This window comes from Spirosoma endbachense, assembly GCF_010233585.1.
In the GTDB taxonomy this organism is placed as follows: Bacteria; Bacteroidota; Bacteroidia; order Cytophagales; family Spirosomataceae; genus Spirosoma; species Spirosoma endbachense.
On the sequence record NZ_CP045997.1, the window covers coordinates 605083 to 624088 of the forward strand.

Annotated in this window: 21 protein-coding genes; 12 read left to right on the plus strand and 9 right to left on the minus strand. The window is 47.0% G+C overall.

Annotation, left to right across the window (positions count from 1 at the left end):
- Window positions 1–23: 23 nt before the first annotated feature.
- Entirely contained in the window at window positions 24–293 is a 270-nt protein-coding gene (locus tag GJR95_RS02365; protein WP_162384356.1) for a hypothetical protein, read from the plus strand.
- A gap of 36 nt (window positions 294–329) precedes the next feature.
- Here the strand turns inward: GJR95_RS02365 and GJR95_RS02370 are convergent, their stop codons facing one another.
- A complete protein-coding gene (locus GJR95_RS02370; protein WP_162384357.1) occupies window positions 330–1163 on the minus strand; it encodes an alpha/beta hydrolase in 834 nt (277 codons plus the stop codon).
- Between the two features lie 144 nt (window positions 1164–1307).
- Between GJR95_RS02370 and GJR95_RS02375 the strand changes: the two genes are divergently transcribed.
- The gene (locus GJR95_RS02375) at window positions 1308–2012 is read left to right on the plus strand and encodes an esterase family protein (RefSeq protein WP_162384358.1); all 705 of its coding nucleotides are present in this window, start codon (window positions 1308–1310) and stop codon (window positions 2010–2012) included.
- Between the two features lie 62 nt (window positions 2013–2074).
- Complete coding sequence (locus GJR95_RS02380) at window positions 2075–2545, plus strand: DinB family protein (protein WP_162384359.1); 471 nt, start codon at window positions 2075–2077, stop codon at window positions 2543–2545.
- 66 nt (window positions 2546–2611) lie between these two features.
- On the opposite strand, the gene GJR95_RS02385 is transcribed toward GJR95_RS02380, so the two are convergent.
- Window positions 2612–2845, minus strand: coding sequence for a hypothetical protein (locus GJR95_RS02385; protein WP_162384360.1), 234 nt, complete (start codon window positions 2843–2845; stop codon window positions 2612–2614).
- Window positions 2846–3251: 406 nt separating this feature from the next.
- Here GJR95_RS02385 and GJR95_RS02390 point away from each other — a divergent pair, with 406 nt between their 5' ends.
- Together GJR95_RS02390 and GJR95_RS02395 are read left to right on the plus strand one after the other, a co-directional pair.
- A complete protein-coding gene (locus tag GJR95_RS02390; RefSeq protein WP_162384361.1) occupies window positions 3252–4340 on the plus strand; it encodes an ATP-grasp domain-containing protein in 1089 nt (362 codons plus the stop codon).
- 188 nt (window positions 4341–4528) lie between these two features.
- Window positions 4529–4939: a hypothetical protein gene (locus GJR95_RS02395; protein WP_162384362.1), complete on the plus strand. Its 411-nt coding sequence runs from the start codon at window positions 4529–4531 to the stop codon at window positions 4937–4939.
- A gap of 66 nt (window positions 4940–5005) precedes the next feature.
- Here the strand turns inward: GJR95_RS02395 and GJR95_RS02400 are convergent, their stop codons facing one another.
- Complete coding sequence (locus tag GJR95_RS02400) at window positions 5006–5221, minus strand: hypothetical protein (RefSeq protein WP_162384363.1); 216 nt, start codon at window positions 5219–5221, stop codon at window positions 5006–5008.
- A 188-nt stretch (window positions 5222–5409) separates the two neighbouring features.
- On the opposite strand from GJR95_RS02400, the gene GJR95_RS02405 reads away from it, so the two are divergent.
- The 3 genes from GJR95_RS02405 (at window position 5410) to GJR95_RS02415 (ending at window position 8693) form a co-directional block, all read left to right on the plus strand.
- Entirely contained in the window at window positions 5410–6510 is a 1101-nt protein-coding gene (locus GJR95_RS02405; RefSeq protein WP_162384364.1) for a carboxylate-amine ligase, read from the plus strand.
- A gap of 69 nt (window positions 6511–6579) precedes the next feature.
- Entirely contained in the window at window positions 6580–7404 is an 825-nt protein-coding gene (locus GJR95_RS02410; protein WP_162384365.1) for a type 1 glutamine amidotransferase, read from the plus strand.
- A gap of 77 nt (window positions 7405–7481) precedes the next feature.
- Entirely contained in the window at window positions 7482–8693 is a 1212-nt protein-coding gene (locus GJR95_RS02415) for a hypothetical protein (protein ID WP_162384366.1), read from the plus strand.
- A gap of 24 nt (window positions 8694–8717) precedes the next feature.
- Here the strand turns inward: GJR95_RS02415 and GJR95_RS02420 are convergent, their stop codons facing one another.
- The 4 genes from GJR95_RS02420 to GJR95_RS02435 all read right to left on the minus strand — a co-directional run bounded on the left by GJR95_RS02420 (window position 8718) and on the right by GJR95_RS02435 (window position 11989).
- Window positions 8718–9128, minus strand: coding sequence for a DoxX family protein (locus tag GJR95_RS02420; protein WP_162384367.1), 411 nt, complete (start codon window positions 9126–9128; stop codon window positions 8718–8720).
- A 367-nt stretch (window positions 9129–9495) separates the two neighbouring features.
- Window positions 9496–9972: a hypothetical protein gene (locus tag GJR95_RS02425; protein WP_162384368.1), complete on the minus strand. Its 477-nt coding sequence runs from the start codon at window positions 9970–9972 to the stop codon at window positions 9496–9498.
- A 72-nt stretch (window positions 9973–10044) separates the two neighbouring features.
- On the minus strand, window positions 10045–10617 hold the full coding sequence (locus GJR95_RS02430) for a Crp/Fnr family transcriptional regulator (protein WP_162384369.1): 573 nt from the start codon (window positions 10615–10617) through the stop codon (window positions 10045–10047).
- Window positions 10618–10801: 184 nt separating this feature from the next.
- Window positions 10802–11989, minus strand: coding sequence for a hypothetical protein (locus tag GJR95_RS02435; protein WP_162384370.1), 1188 nt, complete (start codon window positions 11987–11989; stop codon window positions 10802–10804).
- Window positions 11990–12478: 489 nt separating this feature from the next.
- Between GJR95_RS02435 and GJR95_RS02440 the strand changes: the two genes are divergently transcribed.
- Window positions 12479–13174, plus strand: a complete 696-nt coding sequence (locus GJR95_RS02440; RefSeq protein ID WP_162384371.1) for a hypothetical protein — start codon at window positions 12479–12481, stop codon at window positions 13172–13174.
- A 240-nt stretch (window positions 13175–13414) separates the two neighbouring features.
- The gene (locus GJR95_RS02445; protein ID WP_162384372.1) at window positions 13415–14602 is read left to right on the plus strand and encodes an aspartate aminotransferase family protein; all 1188 of its coding nucleotides are present in this window, start codon (window positions 13415–13417) and stop codon (window positions 14600–14602) included.
- Between the two features lie 230 nt (window positions 14603–14832).
- Here the strand turns inward: GJR95_RS02445 and GJR95_RS02450 are convergent, their stop codons facing one another.
- The gene (locus GJR95_RS02450; protein WP_162384373.1) at window positions 14833–16422 is read right to left on the minus strand and encodes an acyl-CoA carboxylase subunit beta; all 1590 of its coding nucleotides are present in this window, start codon (window positions 16420–16422) and stop codon (window positions 14833–14835) included.
- Window positions 16423–16533: 111 nt separating this feature from the next.
- On the opposite strand from GJR95_RS02450, the gene GJR95_RS02455 reads away from it, so the two are divergent.
- Window positions 16534–17235, plus strand: coding sequence for a hypothetical protein (locus tag GJR95_RS02455; protein WP_162384374.1), 702 nt, complete (start codon window positions 16534–16536; stop codon window positions 17233–17235).
- Window positions 17236–17299: 64 nt separating this feature from the next.
- Entirely contained in the window at window positions 17300–18346 is a 1047-nt protein-coding gene (porQ, locus tag GJR95_RS02460; protein ID WP_162384375.1) for a type IX secretion system protein PorQ, read from the plus strand.
- Window positions 18347–18426: 80 nt separating this feature from the next.
- Here porQ and GJR95_RS02465 read toward each other — a convergent pair whose 3' ends face one another.
- Complete coding sequence (locus GJR95_RS02465) at window positions 18427–19002, minus strand: dihydrofolate reductase family protein (protein ID WP_162384376.1); 576 nt, start codon at window positions 19000–19002, stop codon at window positions 18427–18429.
- Window positions 19003–19006: the final 4 nt, after the last annotated feature.

Here is a 19006-nt window from a genome sequence, read left to right on the forward strand (position 1 = left end):
GAACCCGATTACATAAAGCGACAATGAGCACATTCACGATTGATTTCCCCGGAACAGCCAACCAATTCACCGCGAAAGCCAACTCAGCCATCACCGAAAAAGGCGGGCTATTTACAGGTGATTCAACAACCGGAAATTTCCGTATCCAGACGGGTATTGGTGCGGTTGAGGGCACCTATCAGGTTTTAGAACCCGTATCGGACACGCAAACGCCGATCGCCATTACAATTACCCGAAAACCATTTATTGTATCGACCAATACCATTAAAAGCGCCATTACTGATTTTTTCTAATCAAACACCCTCGCCGGAGTCAGCCAAAGACAGCCGCTACTGTCCAAACGCCCATAGCAGGAAATCCGGCATAATCTGGCTCCAGGTCTCCTGATCATGTTTGCCGCCTGCAATCTCCACGTAGCGAATATCCTCCGCACGGCTATAGCCTTTTCTGACCAGCTCACCGATCAAATCCGTCGTATCTTCGATGGAATCAATGATGCCGTTGTTGTTACGGTCGCTGGTTTCATCGTCGGTTCCGGTTTCAAACCAGAATTTCAGCTGCCGGTGATGCGAACCTTTGCGGACCAGATCGTGCATGATCCGGTCGGTTTCGTCGCGGTAGCCGTCTTCCGTGCTTTTACTCCGCCACCAGAATGATCCCGAAAATACCCCCGATCGGCTGAAGTGTTCCGGATGATGAAAAACGATATCAAACGCAGAGAGACCGCCCAGTGAAAAACCGGCAAAGACGCTGTTCGTCGGTTCATTACTAACGTTATAGTGTTTTTTAACGTACGGAAGCAGTTCTGTCAGCACAAAATCCGTGTACAGACCGGCTTTGCTACCCCGATTCATGTAATCGGCACGGGCTGCGGTGCCATACTCCTGAATCCGATCACCGGCATGAATAGCTACGAGGACAAACGACTGGATCGCCTGCGTTTGGTAGAGAGAATCCAGGACGCGTGTCATTTGCAATCGGGGAAGATCCTGGCCATCGTTCAGGTACAGAACCGGATAAGGTATCGTTCGTTGCGAATAATCAGGAGGCAGAATAATGTCGAGATGAATAGCTCGACGAAGCGGAACAGAAATTAATGAATCATCGTGCCGAACCGTTACGGTGGGTGACTCCGGAGAGAAGGCCGGTAAATGGGCAGCCATAAGCGCAAAAAATGTCAGAATTAATGGTATCACAACATGCAAAGTAGGGATTTTTTCGGCTTATGATGGTCTATTTTTGTCGATACGAGCTATTTCCTCTATTTTTCACCCGAAAAAACAGGCCACTTCTAAACAACTAGTACGGTGCAGCAGGATTATCGAAAATGGTACTCACATCACCTCGGTCGCGATATGGAGATGCTGGTTTATGGCAACTGGGGTTACCCAATATTGCTGTTTCCAACCTCTATGGGCCACTATTATGAGTATAAAGACTTCGGTCTGACGGAGAAGGCTCGCTGGTTTGTAGAGACGGGTAAAGTTAAATTATATTGTATCGACAGCATCGACCGCGACAGTTGGTATGCCAAGCACCTGCACCCCGGCACACGCATCTGGAACCATGTTCTGTATGATCGCTTTCTGCATGAGGAATTAGTACCGGGAATCCAGCGTGAATGCAATGTTAAAAAAATAGGCGTATCGGGTGCCTCATTTGGTGGCTACCACGCCCTGAATTTTGCGTTTCGCCATCCCGAACAGGTCGGTCATTTGCTCACCATGGGCGCGGCATTCGATATCCGGTCATTTCTGGGTGGTTACTACAACGAGAACGTTTATTTCAACAATCCTCCCGATTTTCTGCCAAACGCTCAGAATAGCGAATTTTACCACATGAATATCGTACTCGGAACATCGGAGTATGATTTCTGTAAAGATGACAATTATAAAATGTCGGGCATTCTGCACCGCAAGGGCATTCACCACAAGCTCGATGTAACACCCTGGGGCAACCACGACTGGCCAGTCTGGAAAGACCAGTTTCCCCGGTATCTGAGTATGATTTAATGCCGTGCGGCTAAATGACCGCTTTAACAGACAGGTGATCGACTTCTTTCTCCGCATACCTCATGAGTGACCCCCAACCTCCGGGTGCTATTGCCGACGCCCTGCAACGGCTCCGTACCCACGTAATACAGATTCCAGCAAACATACTGGGCCTTTCAGACGAAGAGTTAACAAAAAAAGCGCCCGGCAAATGGTCGAGAAAGGAAATTCTGGGGCACCTGATCGATTCGGCGGTGAATAACCTGAAGCGGTTTACGGATGCACAATTTACCGAAGAAGTCTACCTCATTCAGGGGTATAATCAGGATAAGCTGGTGATTGCCAACCACTATCAATCGCTACCTCTGGCTCATTTGATCGCTCTCTGGCGAAGTTTGAACGAGCAGATTCTTTACGTAGCCGAAGGTATGTCGAGCGAGACGCTTACCCATTCGATTCGGTTCGGACAACCCGACAAGCCTGAATCAACGGTAAGCTGGCTTATAAATGATTATGTCGCTCACCTGGAGCATCATCTAAAAACGTTGCTATAAGGCTGGAATTAGCTTCAATTATTACGATAGCCGCTAGCCAAAGTGAAGGTTCATAGACAGAACTGCCTACGGTTGTTTCAGTTGACTTAATACTTGCCCATATTCCGCTGCCAGGGCATACCCGGTTCGATTCTCATTCGTTTGAAACCGGCGCAATTTGGCCTTTAATAGCTGATTTGTTGCGGGTGTAATTCCAGTAAGAAACTCCTCAACCGATTTAGCTTCCAGGCAATTAGCAACCAAATCGGCTTCAAGCCGCTCCTTTTGCTGAAGCAGGCGAATTAATGTACGTTTCTTCATGGTGTGGAATCGGTGTAGTGCTTTTCAAGGAATTTCCGTTGGCATGCTCCACAAATAATACGCGACGCCCATCGCTAACAGGATCAGTCCAATGATAATGTAAAGGTACATTGGCAGTTTCTTTTTCATGATGGAGTAGTTATTAATTGGTCAGGAATTTGCGTTCTCATCTGCTTAAACAAACATTAGGCCAGTGATGGTTATGGTAATTATTCCAGGACTTTCAGATTTGCCAGCCCTTACTGGAATTCCAACGTGTAGGCAAACCTGAAAAATTAGAATGGAGTAAAAGCTTGCCAGAACAAACAATAACTACGTATGTTTACCCCTATAAACGCCAGTAATTCAGAGCATTGTTTTGCTGCTCTTGTTGGCTAAACCCAAAAACACACTTAACTATCTGATTATGAGCAACAAGCCAAAGATAGGTATTTTATTTGGCCAGGAAAACACGTTTCCACAGGCCTTTGTAGATCGTGTCAATGAGAAGCAAAGTACATTCCCGGCAGAATTTGTCAGTATAGAACAGGTTGAACAAAGTGTCCCTACGGACTATGCCGTTATCATTGATCGCATTTCGCAGGACGTGCCCTTCTACAAAGCATTCCTTAAAAACGCTGCTTTGACCGGCACTGCCGTCATTAACAATCCGTTCTGGTGGAGTGCCGATGAGAAGTTTTTCAATAACGCGCTGGCTGTTCAATTAGGGGTTCCGGTTCCGAAAACCATTCTGCTACCGTCCAAAGAGCGTCCCGACGATACGAATCACAATTCGTTCCGCAATCTGAAACACATGAACTGGGATGGCATATTTAAGCATATTGGCTTCCCCGCCTTCATGAAACCTCATGCCGGAGGAGGCTGGAAGAGCGTCTATAAGGTTGATAATCCTGAGCAGATGTATAAAGCCTACGACGAAACCGGCCAGTTGGTTATGCTCTATCAGGAAGCCATCGACTTTACCGATTACTTCCGGTGTTATTGTATCGGCGGGAAAGATGTTCGAATTATGCCCTATGAGCCACGGAATCCGCATCACCTTCGCTATGCCGCCGACATGAAGACAACTGGCGACGCGGGCAAGAAGCTGCTAAAAACAATGACCGAATACGTGCTAACGCTAAATCATGGTCTTGGTTATGATTTCAATACGGTTGAATTTGCGGTTCGCGATGGCATCCCCATTGCCATCGACTTCTGTAATCCTGCCCCCGATGCCGACGTAAATTCAGTTGGTCAGGAGAATTTTGACTGGGTGGTAGAAGCAGCCGCGTCAATGGCGATCGAACGGGCCAAAAAGGCGCAGAAAGGGAAAGACAATCTGACTTGGGGTACGTTCGTCCGTAATTCTATTACAGGAGAAATTCCTGCTGTGGCAAAGGTGGCAAAAGAAACACCACCGGAGAAGGAACCGAAAGCCACGAAGCCAGAAAAAGCAGCCAAGGTAGAAGTGAAAGAAGAAAAGCCAAAAAAAAGTAAAAAAGCAAAGGCATAAAAACTGGCTTAAACCTAATTAAACGATGGTATGATGGGTAAAAAGCCTTCCATATCATCGTTTTTTTGTGCGAATACAGCTTCTGATCTAGTCGTCCGTCGATCGGTAAATCGGGTTTTCGGATAAGTAGCCGGCTCCATTCCAACCTTTTAGTGAAGGCCGGAATCTCTAGGTAAATGTATTCAGTTATGCGCTCATTCTATACCCTGCTCTTAGTAAGCCTGACCATACTGGCTTGCAAAAAATCGGATACGCTATCGCCCGAAACCCTGACCGGCACCTGGATTGAAGTTACTGCCCGTCAGGATACCCTTCTCTTCAATCTCGATCATATGGGGGCTTCGTTACCGGCTTCGCTCATAGTTAAGCGGGGTACGGAGCGCAATTCATCGGGTTATCTATTACCTAAAATTGGCAGCGGAATTTATCTCTATGAGCTACAGGGAGAACGGATCTTTGTTCGAAATCTATTGTCAAGTTCGTCACTGGGAGCCGACTACGCCATCGAGCAACAGGGCGATATTCTGAAGGTCGAAAATTTCTTTGAATTAGGTTTCAGGCAATCCCCCACGGCCACGCGCACGTTTAAACGCCAGTAAGCCCTTTCTCGTTTAAAATACAGTTTCATGGATCAGCCATGCCCGTTGCTGGCAACGCCTTTGCGATTATAATCCGATCGCTGCCGGATCAATGCCGGCATCGCGGGCTGAAGCGCGCAGAACAGCCATCATTTCGATATAGCTGAACAATCGTCCATCAATGTAATCGTGTTCTTCAGGGTCAGCAAAGGATTTTTTCTCTTCAAGATCCCTGATGTTTGCATGGATTGTGATGAGCACATCCTGAATGAACTCCTCTAGTTGCTGCGTATAGGCAGTCATTTTCTACGACTAATAAGGTTTAATTAAACAGGTTATTTTTCCCGTCGATCCAGTTCCTGAAACACTTTATTTCTATTTGGTCTTCATCAATAAAAACCATCTTTCCCACTTTGAGTTTATAAAAAACCAGTATATTACTCGTGTTTTTTACGACAAAACCAACCCATCGACACTTAATCCCTGCGCAAATGCCTGTATTCACCCTAGGAATTGAAGAAGAATTTCAGACTATTGACCCCAGCACGGGCGAGTTGCGCTCCCACATGTCGAAAATCGTTGACGGCGGACAGATCGTTCTTCAGGAACGCGTCAAAGCCGAAATGCACCAGGCCGTTGTGGAAGTTGGCACGAACATTTGCAACAACATTCAGGATGCCCGTCAGGAGGTAACGTATCTCCGCAAGATGATCATCGAACTGGCCGAAAAACAGAATCTGAAGATAGCGGCTGCCGGTACGCATCCCTTTTCGGACTGGCAGGACCAGCTCATTACGCCCAATGAACGCTACGATCGACTTATCGACGAAATGCGCGATGTGGCCCGTTCCAACCTCATATTTGGCCTGCACGTTCACGTAGGTATCGAAAACCGGAACGACGGTATTCAGATTATGAACGCCGTACGGTATTTCCTGCCTCATATCTACGCGCTATCGACCAACTCACCGTTCTGGCGGGGTCGTAATACCGGTTTTAAATCCTATCGGTCTAAGGTATTCGACAAATTTCCCCGTACGGGCATTCCCGATTTTTTCTCATCGGCAGCCGAATACGATGAATACATCAACCTGTTGGTGAAGACAAACTGCATCGACAATGGCAAGAAAATCTGGTGGGATATCCGGTTGCATCCGTTCTTTAACACGATTGAGTTTCGCATTTGCGACGTACCCATGCGTATTGATGAAACGATCTGTTTAGCGGCCATTATGCAGGCCCTGGTCGCCAAAATATACAAGCTCCACCAGCAGAATCTGAATTTCCGGCCCTATCGCCGAATACTCATCAACGAAAATAAATGGCGGGCCGCCCGCTATGGTATTGAAGGAAAACTGATCGATTTTGGGAAACAGGAGGAAGTGCCAACGCACCACCTGATTCACGAACTGCTCAGCTTTATTGACGATGTGGTCGATGATCTGGGTAGCCGGTCGGAATGTGAGTACGTACTGAAAATTCTTGAAATGGGTACGGGCGCTGACCGCCAACTGGCTGCTTTCCAGCAACACAACGATCTAAAGCGGGTTGTGGATTACATTGTCGAGGAAACTTCTTTCGGAATTAACTAGTTTTAGGAGTTTTAAATGGCTGCCAAAGCCGCTATTTTTTGACTGTGGCTTCTCCAGTCTCTATACACTATGAGCTTAGTAAAAATCGCCGTACTGGACATGAATAACAACCACGCCAACGAAGGCATGCGTTGTATTTTACAGTTGATTCGAAGCGTCCAGGGCCATGACCAGGCCGAACTGGCTTTTGATGTCTTCAATGTTCGGGGCAATAATGAAATACCGGGCCTCGACTATGACGTTTATATTTCTTCGGGCGGACCAGGTAGCCCGTTACCTTCTGAAGATGCCTGGGAACAGCCTTACTTTGCGTTAATTGACCAGCTTTTCGCCTGGAATCGTCAGCATGAGCAGAAGAAATTCGTGTTCCTGATCTGTCATTCGTTTCAACTGACCGTTCGTCATCTGGAATTAGGCTTGCTCAGTAAGCGCAAATCGACGTCATTCGGTATTTTCCCGATTCATCAGACCGATGACGGCTATACTGAACCGCTGTTTCAGGGCTTGCCTGATCCCTTCTATGCTGTCGATTCTCGGGATTACCAGATTACGGAACCCAATCTGGAGCGTCTGAACGAGATGGGTGCATCGATCCTTTGCCTGGAGAAAATCCGACCCCATGTACCACTCGATCGGGCAATCATGGCTATCCGTTTTTCTCCCGAAATAATCGGGACACAGTTTCATCCTGAAGCAGATAACGAAGGAATGCTGCGGTACTTCCTGACTGATGAGAAACGGAACCAGATCGTGACCAATTTCGGCCAGGAAAAGTACGACGATATGGTCTCTTATTTGCAGGACCCGGATAAAATTGCGTTGACCGAGTCGGTTATCCTACCCAGTTTTCTGCGTCAGGCTATCCAGTCGTTATCATCTGAACTTGTTAGTTGATCCAAACACGGCTGGGCCTGTGTATCCGTTAAAGGGGAACCAGCCCGGCCGTATTCCTGCCAATAATTGCCCATTCCATGATCCAGCCCGTTCGTCAGACCTACAACCAAGCCTTCAGCCCGGAACGTTACCGGGCTTTTTTGGAAAAAATCGAACTCGATTTACCCGGTCAGCTCGATTTTCGCGTGGCCGAAACACCCGTTTTCGTTCCCAAAGTTTTAACCGACAAACTCCTGGCGGCCTGTGATGATATTGTGAATGTCGTTACGCGTGCCGATTTCAAATCCCTGACTGATAGCGCCATCCCGGCTGGTCAGCGTGTGCCGAATGAGGACCTGCACACGCAGTTTATGGCGGTCGATTTTGCCGTCTGTAAAGATGAATCAGGTGGTCCATCACACGGAGAGCTGACTCCTCAGCTTATTGAATTGCAGGGCTTTCCGTCCCTGTATGGTTTCCAGCCCTACATAGCGAGTCAATTTCGCGCTCAGTACCCCATTCCGGATAACCTGTCACATTTATTCAACGTCTCAACAAACGCGGAATATCTGGATCGGCTCCGCCAGATGATTGTTGGGGATTGTATTCCGGAGGAAGTTATTCTGCTGGAGATCTATCCCGAAAAGCAAAAAACCCGTATCGATTTTACGCTGACAGAAAATTACCTGGGCGTTGCAGCGGTATGCCTGACGAAGATTCGAAAAGAGGGACGGCACTTATTTTATGAGAAAGATGGCCGGTCAGTCCGGATCAAACGCATCTATAACCGCCTTATTTTCGACGATTTACAGAATTTCCCTGATCTGCAAACCGACTTTCACCTCACCGACGACGTAGATGTTGAGTGGGTCGGACACCCAAACTGGTTTTTCCGTATCAGCAAGTATACCTTACCGCTTCTGCACAGTCCTTATGTGCCAGAGAGTTACTTTTTGTCTGACCTGAATGACTATCCGGCCGATCTGGAAAATTACGTCCTGAAGCCTTTGTTCTCGTTTGCGGGTAGTGGCGTCAAACTGCACATCACCACGGCAGACCTCGATGCCATTCCGATAGAACAGCGACAGGGCTACCTTCTCCAGCGAAAAGTCAAATATGAACCCGTTATTCAATCACCGGATGGCCTGGTAAAATCCGAAATCAGGATGCTGTTTATCTGGCCTAAGGCCGATGCACGCCCTACCCTGCTGACAAACCTGAGTCGGCTGAGCCGGGGCGAAATGATTGGTGTAAATTTTAACAAGAATAAAGATTGGGTAGGTGGCACCGTCTGCTTTTTTGAGAAGTAGCAGACGGTGACTGTCTTTTTTTACTCACTGACGTGTCAGTGCGTTTGTCACAGCTTCACGTTCCGGTAAGCTCGATTCTTCATGTACTGCTTTCTCTATTTTATGCAGATAGCTGTTTGAAATAGCGAGTATTACCAGAAAAATGATTGGTTCTAAGGATCTTATGAGCGAATCTCCACTACAGTAGTGTGCCACGCTAGCCGAAATAAGTGTAACACCAAATCCTGAATAGGCCCACTCTTTTAATCGGGTTGAAAATTGAGGTATGAATAAAACGATTAACCCTGCTATCTTAAAGACTGCCAGTTCAGTTCTCAAATAATTTGGCAGGCTAAGGCGATCATAGTCAGGGGTAAACATTTTATACAGACTAAACATCATTACAAAGCCAATAATTGCTGTTGCAATCCAGTAAATTGTTTTATCCTTTTTCATCTTATTTGCTTTTTAGTAGGTCATTTTCAATTTGCGATTATTGGCTACTGGCAGTGTGAATTTCACCAACTCGCAAGAGTTGTCTAGCCATTTTTGACTCGATTTAGCGGGTATTTTCGTGCTGTCAGTTTCTTAAATTGCCCTTTGCGGCTTGAGAAACTTCAGTATGACCAGTGAACCGTCGTCGCTATGTCGGTTTTGAAAAGCCGACACCACTACACGAATAAACCGACACCACATCGTTAACGCCATATCGACTGCTTGACAGAAGAATTAACGAATCATTTGTCATTATTTTATTATAATATTTTTACGTTAATTCTCTCAGAAATACTAAGAATTTTCGTAACTTTTTTATGATTCTGGACTACGTCAATTTAAAAACACTCAGTAGTAGAATTGTAAAAAATAAGGTGAATTGTATTGGATAAAATAGAGTCAGATTACGTTTTCTTTTTTTTATCGCTTCAGTAAGTTCTATATTGCTTTCTGCCAGTATACGTCTTAGCATAACACCCTCACGTCTGCCTACTAGAAGTCCATTGGCAATTAGAATAATAACCAGGCCGAATTTTAGTCTAAACCATAACTGTTCGCCAAATACGCCATTGGTCATTGCCATCATACCTACTCCCGAAAGAATAAGCAGAATGATTCCTATTCCCATAAGTACCGGAAATTTAGCCAGGACCTGACTGATCACTATGGCCTGGGATTTATCCTTCCCGAACAGTTTCCAAAACTGTCGGTATGCAACGAAGTCGACGATGGTCGTGCCTGCGAATAGCACAAACCCGGTGAGGTGGAGTACTAAAAAACCGTAATAAACCATTTGCGAAGCCATTTTGTCTATCCTTAACTGGAATACAAAATTGGTTCGGCGAATTCGGTCCAGCCCGTGACATTTGTCACAAAATCAGCGCTGGCGTCTATTGTTTCGAATTCGGCTCAGAGTTTCGCGTTTAACCCCCAAATAAGAAGCGAGTTGGGTTAGCGGCACACGTTGCACGAGTTGGGGCTGATTTTTTTCTAAGTATTCGTAGCGTTTTCTAGCTGTAAGAAGCCGATACAGCTGCAATTGTTTTTCCTGTTTGGCAGCAATAAGTTGAAGGTTTCGTTTCGCAATTAATTCTATTTCAGGCGCTCTTTTGCTAATGGCAAGTACATCCATTTTATCGAATTTATAAACCGTTAACGGTTCGCAGGCCTGAATGAAGAAACAGGATTTTACGGCAAAGACATAACTGTTCATATCAGTCGCAATGTCGTTCTCAAAATAAAAGCTGGTATTAACTTCCTCGCCATCCTGCACATTGAATGCGCGGCAATATCCTTTACTGATGTAGAATAATGAATGACAAACCTTGTCGGCCTGTACTAAATAATCGCCTTTTTTGATTGCAATTTCTGTTATTATGGATCGAAGAATTGTCCAGCTTTCTTCGGAAAACTCGGTAAAGGAATGGATATACTGTAATAAATCTGTCATTGTGTTACTGCACTACAACTTGATCAATAAACGCTGAGTTTCATCGATCTGGGTATCAATTCGCAGCCGATTGTTCCTGTACGATTTTTGGCCTGAATGCCAGTCAACTTCAGTATAAAAAGTATTCTGAGCAATTGCCAGTTTGGGCAATTGCTCATTCGCGCTAACGGCTCCAGGTCGAGTATTACTTAGTTCCAAATATCAAATTGTAGCCAATGTACGGATAGAAGAGTATGATTTTTCCATCGTGCAGGTAGTTGCTCCGATAGATCAAACTGTAAAGACCCAGATCAAAAGCATGCCGTTTGCGATCAAGTCGGAAAGCGAACGATAAAGTAGCCCGTTGTCCGTTATCACCAAACTTAGAACCCTGTCCCAGGTTGATCTGGTTATCGCTGAGTAAGGTCAGGCCGGGCCGCACCTTCTGCATAATACCCACTGTAATGAACGATTGGTTGGGTATGTGTTCGGTGGTGAAGGGTGTTGGGTAAGCTGAAGACCAGAGTTGATAAATTCGCTGACTTCCCCAATTAACCAGGCCGTAGCCGAGTGTTATGTTTCGTTGGCTATTGCCAAATGAACCAAGTGCCTGCAATGTCAATGCACCCCGCCGATATGATTCGGCGCTTGTTAACGGCTGATAAGCGACGGAAAGGCCAACTCGAACTTTGCGGCCAATAGGCATACTAAATTTCGATGAAAGCCTGGGAGTACGCATCCCATTGTCGAAATTCGTAAAGAAGCCTGTCTGATATTGTGAAGGGATTGGTGTAGTAAGCCTGGCTCCAATACTCCAGAAGCGGGTAATTCCATAGTGGAATTCATTCTGGAAGAGCCACTTATTTCGATAATAAACCTGCCCTTTTTCGGGATTGTAAGCCGTTTCGCCGACAAGCAACCAGGGTGAAAACCGGTTTGAAAACACACGATTGGAATCAGTAGCTGTACGTGGCTCCATCCATACCGAATCGATACGGGCTACCAGTTCCGGCTCAAAGTAGGTCAAATGGCCATTGCGCTTTCGAACGGTGATCATTGCACTATCACGCTTTACAAAGCTGCCCTCTATCCGCGTGCTATCTTTAAGGACAAAGGTCGAGAACAGGGACGTACGGGGAGTCAGACTGGCCGGGCGCGGTCGAATGGGCATGATACCCAGTAACTGATCGATCTCGATATAGGTCATATCGCCATCGGTTTTTCTGACGGTAACACCTGAATTATCGTTCCTGATGATTTGCCCTCGTACCACCGAACCATCGTGCAGCAATAGAAATGATTGCTTGCGGGCCATGTCCTCCGGAGTTATTTTCACACCTTGCGCCCACAAGACCAGTGGGCAACAGAGCACTAGTAGAAGTATTGTTTTCATAGTTGAAAAGTTGAGCTTTTCAGTTCCACTCCACAAAGTAACTAAAAATCACTCACAGTACACTTTCTCCCCTTGTTTTCTTCCTTCATTAGGCAAGACCTAATTTATTGGTATACAGTTGGTATCATGCCTGCTTTTTGTCGTTGATCGAACTGACTATCTGTATTGATAGCATTGCATTTCGCTATTAATACAGCGTCATCAATAAAGCCGTAAAGTTCTCACTTAAAACACTATGATGGTTTTGTGAGGTCAGATATTAACAAGAATTAAGACTTGATACCTTTTCAACGAGTATTTAACTAAAAATGGTGTAGATAATTGTAGAACGCGTGATTTATAGTGAAACCGGGCGTTTTATACCAATTTCCCAGGGGTCATCGCCCGATGCACCGTTTAATAAGTTCGCCATTTACCGGTCAATGACTGCGCATACAATTCGATTTTCCGGTGTATTCTTGCAGTGTTAAATATATCCATACCAAACTTATGAAAATGTCCCTCCCTATGCGGCCCCTGGCCCTGTTGGCGCTATTTGCCTTGTCGATCCTATTCGACTCCTGTAAGAAATCTGATGCTCCTGACGACCCGACCAAAGGGTTTACCACGCAAATTCAGAACATTGTTCCGACCACGATCATCGACGATCTCAGAACACGGGGAATGACCATTAATGAGGGTAAAGTTCCACCGGCCTTGGCGGGTACCATCATTGTCGCTTCACCCTGGGAATTACTGAGCCCATATGGTACTGAAGACTCCTGGCAAAAGGGAAAGGTTATCGCTGATTATAAATATAAATTTTATGAGCAGACTACCGATGGCAAGATCAAGTATGACTATAAAAATGACGGATCGGATACCGGGTCAGGCAAAGGGGCTTTTATTTCTGGCAATGGCAATTCGTTTACGATCTTTTCAGAGGATATCGGCGTATCTAAAACGATCAATTATAAAACGATCACGGTAATGTCAGGAGAAATTACGGATGCCGGTATCAAGAATTTTCAATATGCCTTTGTCTTGAAGGAAAAGACAAATGACGATAATAACAGCGCCTTGATTCCTGTTGGAAAAGGGCGGATTTGGATCGATTCCGATAAGCTGGCCACAAAAACGACCAGCTTCCGGTTAGCTGCGCAAGGCGAAGCAAGCCCGATAGTCTCCATGCTAACGGCTAACTAAATCGATCACCCCCCCCTCAGATTTCGCCCGGTCAGCCCTCGCTACCGGGCATTTTTGTTTTCAACCTAAATGAACTGAAAGCAACTGACTGACATTTAACAATTGATGGATCAGGCAGTAAATTAGTTTACAGTATCGACCAGGCTATATAACTAGCTGAAACATAGGCACTAGCGCCATTTTTTGAATTTTCCGGCTGATGGGGTTGAGATGAAGCCTCACTAACGTTTTTTGGTTACCATGAACAGTGTTACACACCGACAATTATTTTTTCAGCACGTTGCTCAGACATCCGACTTTCCGTTAGCGTTGGAATTTGAACGCTCCGAAGGCGTTTACATGTACTCAACGACTGGTAAAGCCTATATGGATCTGATTTCGGGCATCGGCGTCAGTAATGTGGGACATCGGCATCCCCGCGTTTTAGAAGCCATTCAAAATCAGTTGGATAAATACCTTCATTTGATGGTCTACGGCGAATACGTTCAGACTCCGCAAACGCAGCTTGCTCACGCCCTGACGCAAACCCTACCACCAAGTCTGAATAATGTTTACTTTACCAATTCCGGCACGGAAGCTGTCGAGGGAGCCATGAAAGTGGCCAAACGGTATACCCGCCGAACCGAAATCATCAGTTGTTTTAACGCTTATCACGGTTCAACGCAGGGTGCCCTGTCGCTCTCGGGCGATGAAAATTTTAAACGCAATTACCGCCCGCTCCTACCTGACATTCGGCATATTCATTCCGGTAGCTGGGATGATATCGAGAAGATCAGCACCCGAACGGCGGCCGTCATTATGGAAGTAGTCGGGGGCGAAGCGGGTGTTCGTGTACACGATCCTGCCTACCTGAAGGCTGTTCGCCAGCGTTGCACCGATGTCGGTGCCCTGCTGATTTTCGACGAAATCCAGACGGGGTTTGGCCGTACCGGCACGTTCTGGGCCTTTGAAGGCTCTGGAGTCATTCCAGATATGCTCCTATGTGCCAAAGGCATGGGGGGCGGAATGCCAATTGGTGCCTTTATTGGTTCGGCAGACCTGATGAGCGTCTTGAAAAACAACCCAATACTGGGCCATATTACCACTTTCGGGGGGCATCCGGTGTCCTGTGCAGCCTCGCTGGCAACCCTTACTGTTATTCGGGACGAACGACTTCATGAAGCCGCAGAAGCGAAAGGGCAATTATTCCGGCAATTACTACAGCATCCAGCCATTCATGAAATACGGGGTAAAGGACTCATGCTGGCTGCCGAATTTGCCTCTTTTGAGGTTGTAAAGCCCGTTATCGACCGAGCCATTGACAAAGGCGTGATCACCGACTGGTTTCTGTTCTGCAACAATTCGATGCGAATTGCTCCTCCGTTAATTATTACTGAAGAGCAGATTCGGGAAGCCTGTGCCGTGATTCTCAATGCAATTGACGCTTAACGAACTAAGGAAACACAACGGAGAGTGTTCCTAATACAAGAGCAAGGCTGAAAATAATCAATAAGCCGATTAGTACGGTTTTCAATAAACTACCTGGTGGTTTGGTGGATTGATTTGCCATACTCGTTCGTCACGTTGGTGGAGGTTCTTACACAAAGATGCACAAAGTTTCACTAAGAATGCATGGTTATCCTAGTTTATAAGCTGGAATGGTCTGTTTTTCAACGGCATTATAACGGAATGTTACCATGCTTTTTCTTTGGCATCGTGGCTACTTTATTTTCCAGCATTCCAAACGCCCGGATGAGTTTCTGACGTGTCTGGTCAGGCATGATTACTTCGTCAATATAGCCCCGGTGAGCCGCCCGATACGGATTGGCAAACTTTTCGGTATAATCCTGCACCTTCTCCTGCAACTTGGCTTGTGGGTCGTCGGCTTCCGCAATTTCGCGTTTAAAAATGATTTCGGCGGCTCCACTGGCGCCCATCACCGCAATTTCGGCAGAAGGCCAGGCATAGTTGAGGTCGGCTCCAATGTGCTTCGAGTTCATGACATCGTAGGCACCACCATATGCCTTACGCGTAATGACCGTAACCCGCGGAACGGTGGCTTCGCAAAAGGCAAACAGTAATTTAGCCCCATTCGTAATAATCCCATTCCACTCCTGATCAGTTCCGGGCAAAAAGCCCGGCACATCCTCGAGTACCAGCAACGGAACATTGAAGCAATCGCAGAAACGAACGAACCGGGCCGCTTTCGTGCTGGCATTTATATCAAGAACCCCAGCGAGTACAGCCGGTTGATTCCCCACAATACCAATGCTGCGTCCGCCTATCCGCGCAAATCCAACGACAATATTTTCAGCAAAATTCTTGTGAACTTCCATAAAACTACCTACATCCACCAGTTCCTCAATCACTTCGCGCATGTCGTAGGGCTGGTTCGGATTTTCCGGAATGATGCGATTGAGTGAAGGACGGACTTCGTCCTGACCCGGTTCATACGGAAACATCATGGGATCTTCCTCGCAGTTCTGTGGAATATAACTCAGGAGCCGTTTAAGGTGCTGAATACAAGCCAGTTCATTTTCGCAGGCAAAGTGGGTCACGCCCGATTTTGTGCTGTGGGTGCTGGCTCCGCCCAATTCTTCAGCCGTAACGCTTTCATGAGTAACGGTCTTCACTACGTTGGGTCCCGTCACGAACATGTAGCTCGTGTTCTCGACCATAAAAATGAAGTCCGTAATGGCTGGGCTATAAACGGCACCTCCGGCACAAGGACCCATAATTGCCGACAATTGCGGAATCACACCCGACGCCTTTGTATTTCGGTAAAAAATATCCGCATAACCCGCCAGCGACAAAACACCTTCCTGAATCCGGGCCCCGCCCGAATCGTTTAGTCCGATTATGGGTGCTCCATTCTGCATGGCCAGATCCATGAGCTTGCAGATTTTTTCAGCGTGGGTTTCAGACAAGGCACCCCCAAATACCGTAAAGTCCTGGGCAAAAACATAGACAAGCCGCCCATCAATCGTACCGTATCCCGTTACGACGCCATCGCCCAGGTAATGCTCCTTGTCCAGCCCGAAGTCGCGGGTGCGGTGCATGACGAATTTCCCGATTTCCTCAAATGACCCTTCATCAACAAGCAGAGCAATTCGTTCGCGTGCTGTCAGCTTTCCTTTGGCGTGCTGACTATCAATGCGTTTCTGTCCTCCACCGAGTTCGGCTTCGGTATTTTTTCGGGCCAGAATTTCTGTTTTTGAGAGCTTGGCAGTTGAAGAGGAATCGGTATCGGGACGGGTTTCTGTTTGCATGAGGTTGATCGTTGCGAAAGCGAATTAGACAAAGTTAAATGTTCTTATCAATTCCAACGATTTTGTAGAATTTTGTATCATCATTTAGACCAATGTTTATTTAAAGCCACGATGAAACAAGGACTCTACCTGTTCTTTTTTCTGCTCGTTACGCGATCCGTTTCGGCGCAGGATTCGACAATTCGTTATCGGCACTCGACCGGAGTTATTCTAAAACTGGCCCCTTTGTCTTTATTGCTCGACCCCGACGCAACCGTTCAGGGAGCTGTTGAAGTTCGCATCAGCCGTCAAAACTCCGTTCAGGCTGAAATTGGCTACGGCCATAAAGGGTTATCGGTTACAACGGATCAGAAGGAAAAATTTGCAGATTGGTCGATCTGGCGTTTTCGATCGGAATGGCGTCACTACACCAGTCACTACCGCACGAACAATCGGCAAAACATTCACATTCGAAGCAATTTCCCTTTAGGCAATTACATCGCTGTTGAAGGATTTGCCAAACAGATCAATGGCACAAAAGAAAGTAGTTATGCAGCGCTAAATGCCCCGGTTTCTCAGAAATCCATCAGTCGATTTGTGGTGGGTAGCCATGTAAAATGGGGACGTCAGATTGCCATCCCTGGTGAGTCAGTTACCAGCCTGTCCCGCGTATTGCTGGATCTGTACATTGGTGTCGGGGTACGTTACGGTATTACGCAAACAACTCCCGATGAACGGCAATGTGGCTGTGGGTTTCTGCCCGATCGCTTTCAACCAGGTCGTAGCCCTCAGCTAAGCGTAGCCGCCGGACTAAAAATTGGGTTTGGTTTATAGAGCCCTGAAGTTGAGCTTTCAGGCTTTTTCGCCGACATTTGCTAAACTACTAGTTGTTTGATCTGTGCGAAAACGTTATCTGGGGCTGATTTTCCTTTCCATCCTTTCTCGAATCACTGATGCTCAAACCCTCGGCGGGCAACGCGTTTTTTCGTTTCTGGATCTGCCCACGCACGCACGTGTTGCTGCCCTTGGCGGGCAGGTTGCTTCTGCCACTAAACCCGACGGTTCGTATCACCTCAACAACCCGGCACTTGCCGATTCCAGCAAAGATAATCAACTGGCTATTAGCCTGATGCCTTATCTCGCAGCTGCGAAGTATTATACCTTACAGTACGGTCTACCCATCTCATCTAATTCAGTAGACCGGCATGCCCGTTGGGCAATAGGCTTGCAGTATCTTAGTTATGGTCAGTTTGACCTGACCGACCCAGCGGGTAATTCCTTGGGCACATTCAGTGCCAACGACTATGCGCTGAGCCTCACTCATGCCCGGACAGAAGGTAATTTCACGCTTGGTGTTACGATCAAAGCAGTCGGTTCAAGTATCGAAACTTATTCTGCATTCGGCATCCTGGCCGATCTGGGCGGTGTCTGGCGGCATCCAAATCAGGACTTAACCTTCGGTCTGGTGGCTAAAAACGTTGGTTATCTCCTCAAAAATTACGGACCAACCGACGCTGATCTGCCTTTCGATTTACAGGCTGGGGTAACCGTAAAGCCCAAACACGCGCCCATACGCCTGACCGTAACGGCCCACCATTTACAGCGATTCGACATCAGCTATAACGATCCCAATTTGAATGTACGCTACGATCTGAACGGCAATTTGATTTCACAAACGACGAGCGTAATGGAAAAAATTGCCCGTCATTTGAGTATCGGTGCCGAATTTCTGGTTAGCCGGCATGTGCATTTACTTTTGGGTTATAATCACCAAAAACGCCAGGAGGGTAAAGTAGCAACAGGCGCAGGTGGTGCCGGTATTTCGTTTGGCGCTTCCGTACAGGCTCGTGGCTTCCAGCTCACCTATGCCCGATTCTCATCGGTTCCCACAGCCGGAACCAGCCAGCTCTCCATACGCATTGACCTGGACCGGTTCCTGCATTAACGATCCTTGATCAGGTTTACAAATCGCTTCAAGCCCGAGCAGATCAGTACTCTGGAAAAAGACCCGGAATTGGTGCAAACTTAAGTTCGCAGCGATCTAACGTGCCGGTACGTATTGATGAACACGCCTGTGGGCGTAACCTTCGTGCTGACCAAAGCCAGTTCGCACGGGTCCACACTGTCCGAAAAAAAACGCTTGCCCCGGCCCAGGAAAACCGGGTAGACCAGCAATACAACCTCGTCGGCCAATCCCTGGTCGAGCAACACCGGCGTCAGTGTTGAACTTCCCCAGACGATCAGGTCAGGGCCGTCTGTTTCCTTAAGGCTGCGAATACCCGCTATGCTATCCGTACCTAAGTCCATAAACGGCCCCCATTCGAGGCTGTCCGGTCGGTGGGTGGCGACGTATTTGGTCGCAGCATTCAGGCCGTTGGCTATCGGCATATTGCCGGCTTTGGGCCAGTAGTCGGACCACAAATCGTAGGTGTGACGGCCAAGCAGCAGATCGAAGGGGCTGCCCTGTGCCTCTTCAACGGCCTCTAAGCCAGCCGGACTTCGAAAAGGCATCGTCCAATTGCCATGCGTGAAGTTTTCGTCGTTTTCGTGCTGGATCACGCCGTCGAGTGAGATATGTTCCAGGATTCGGATCTTTCTCATATTA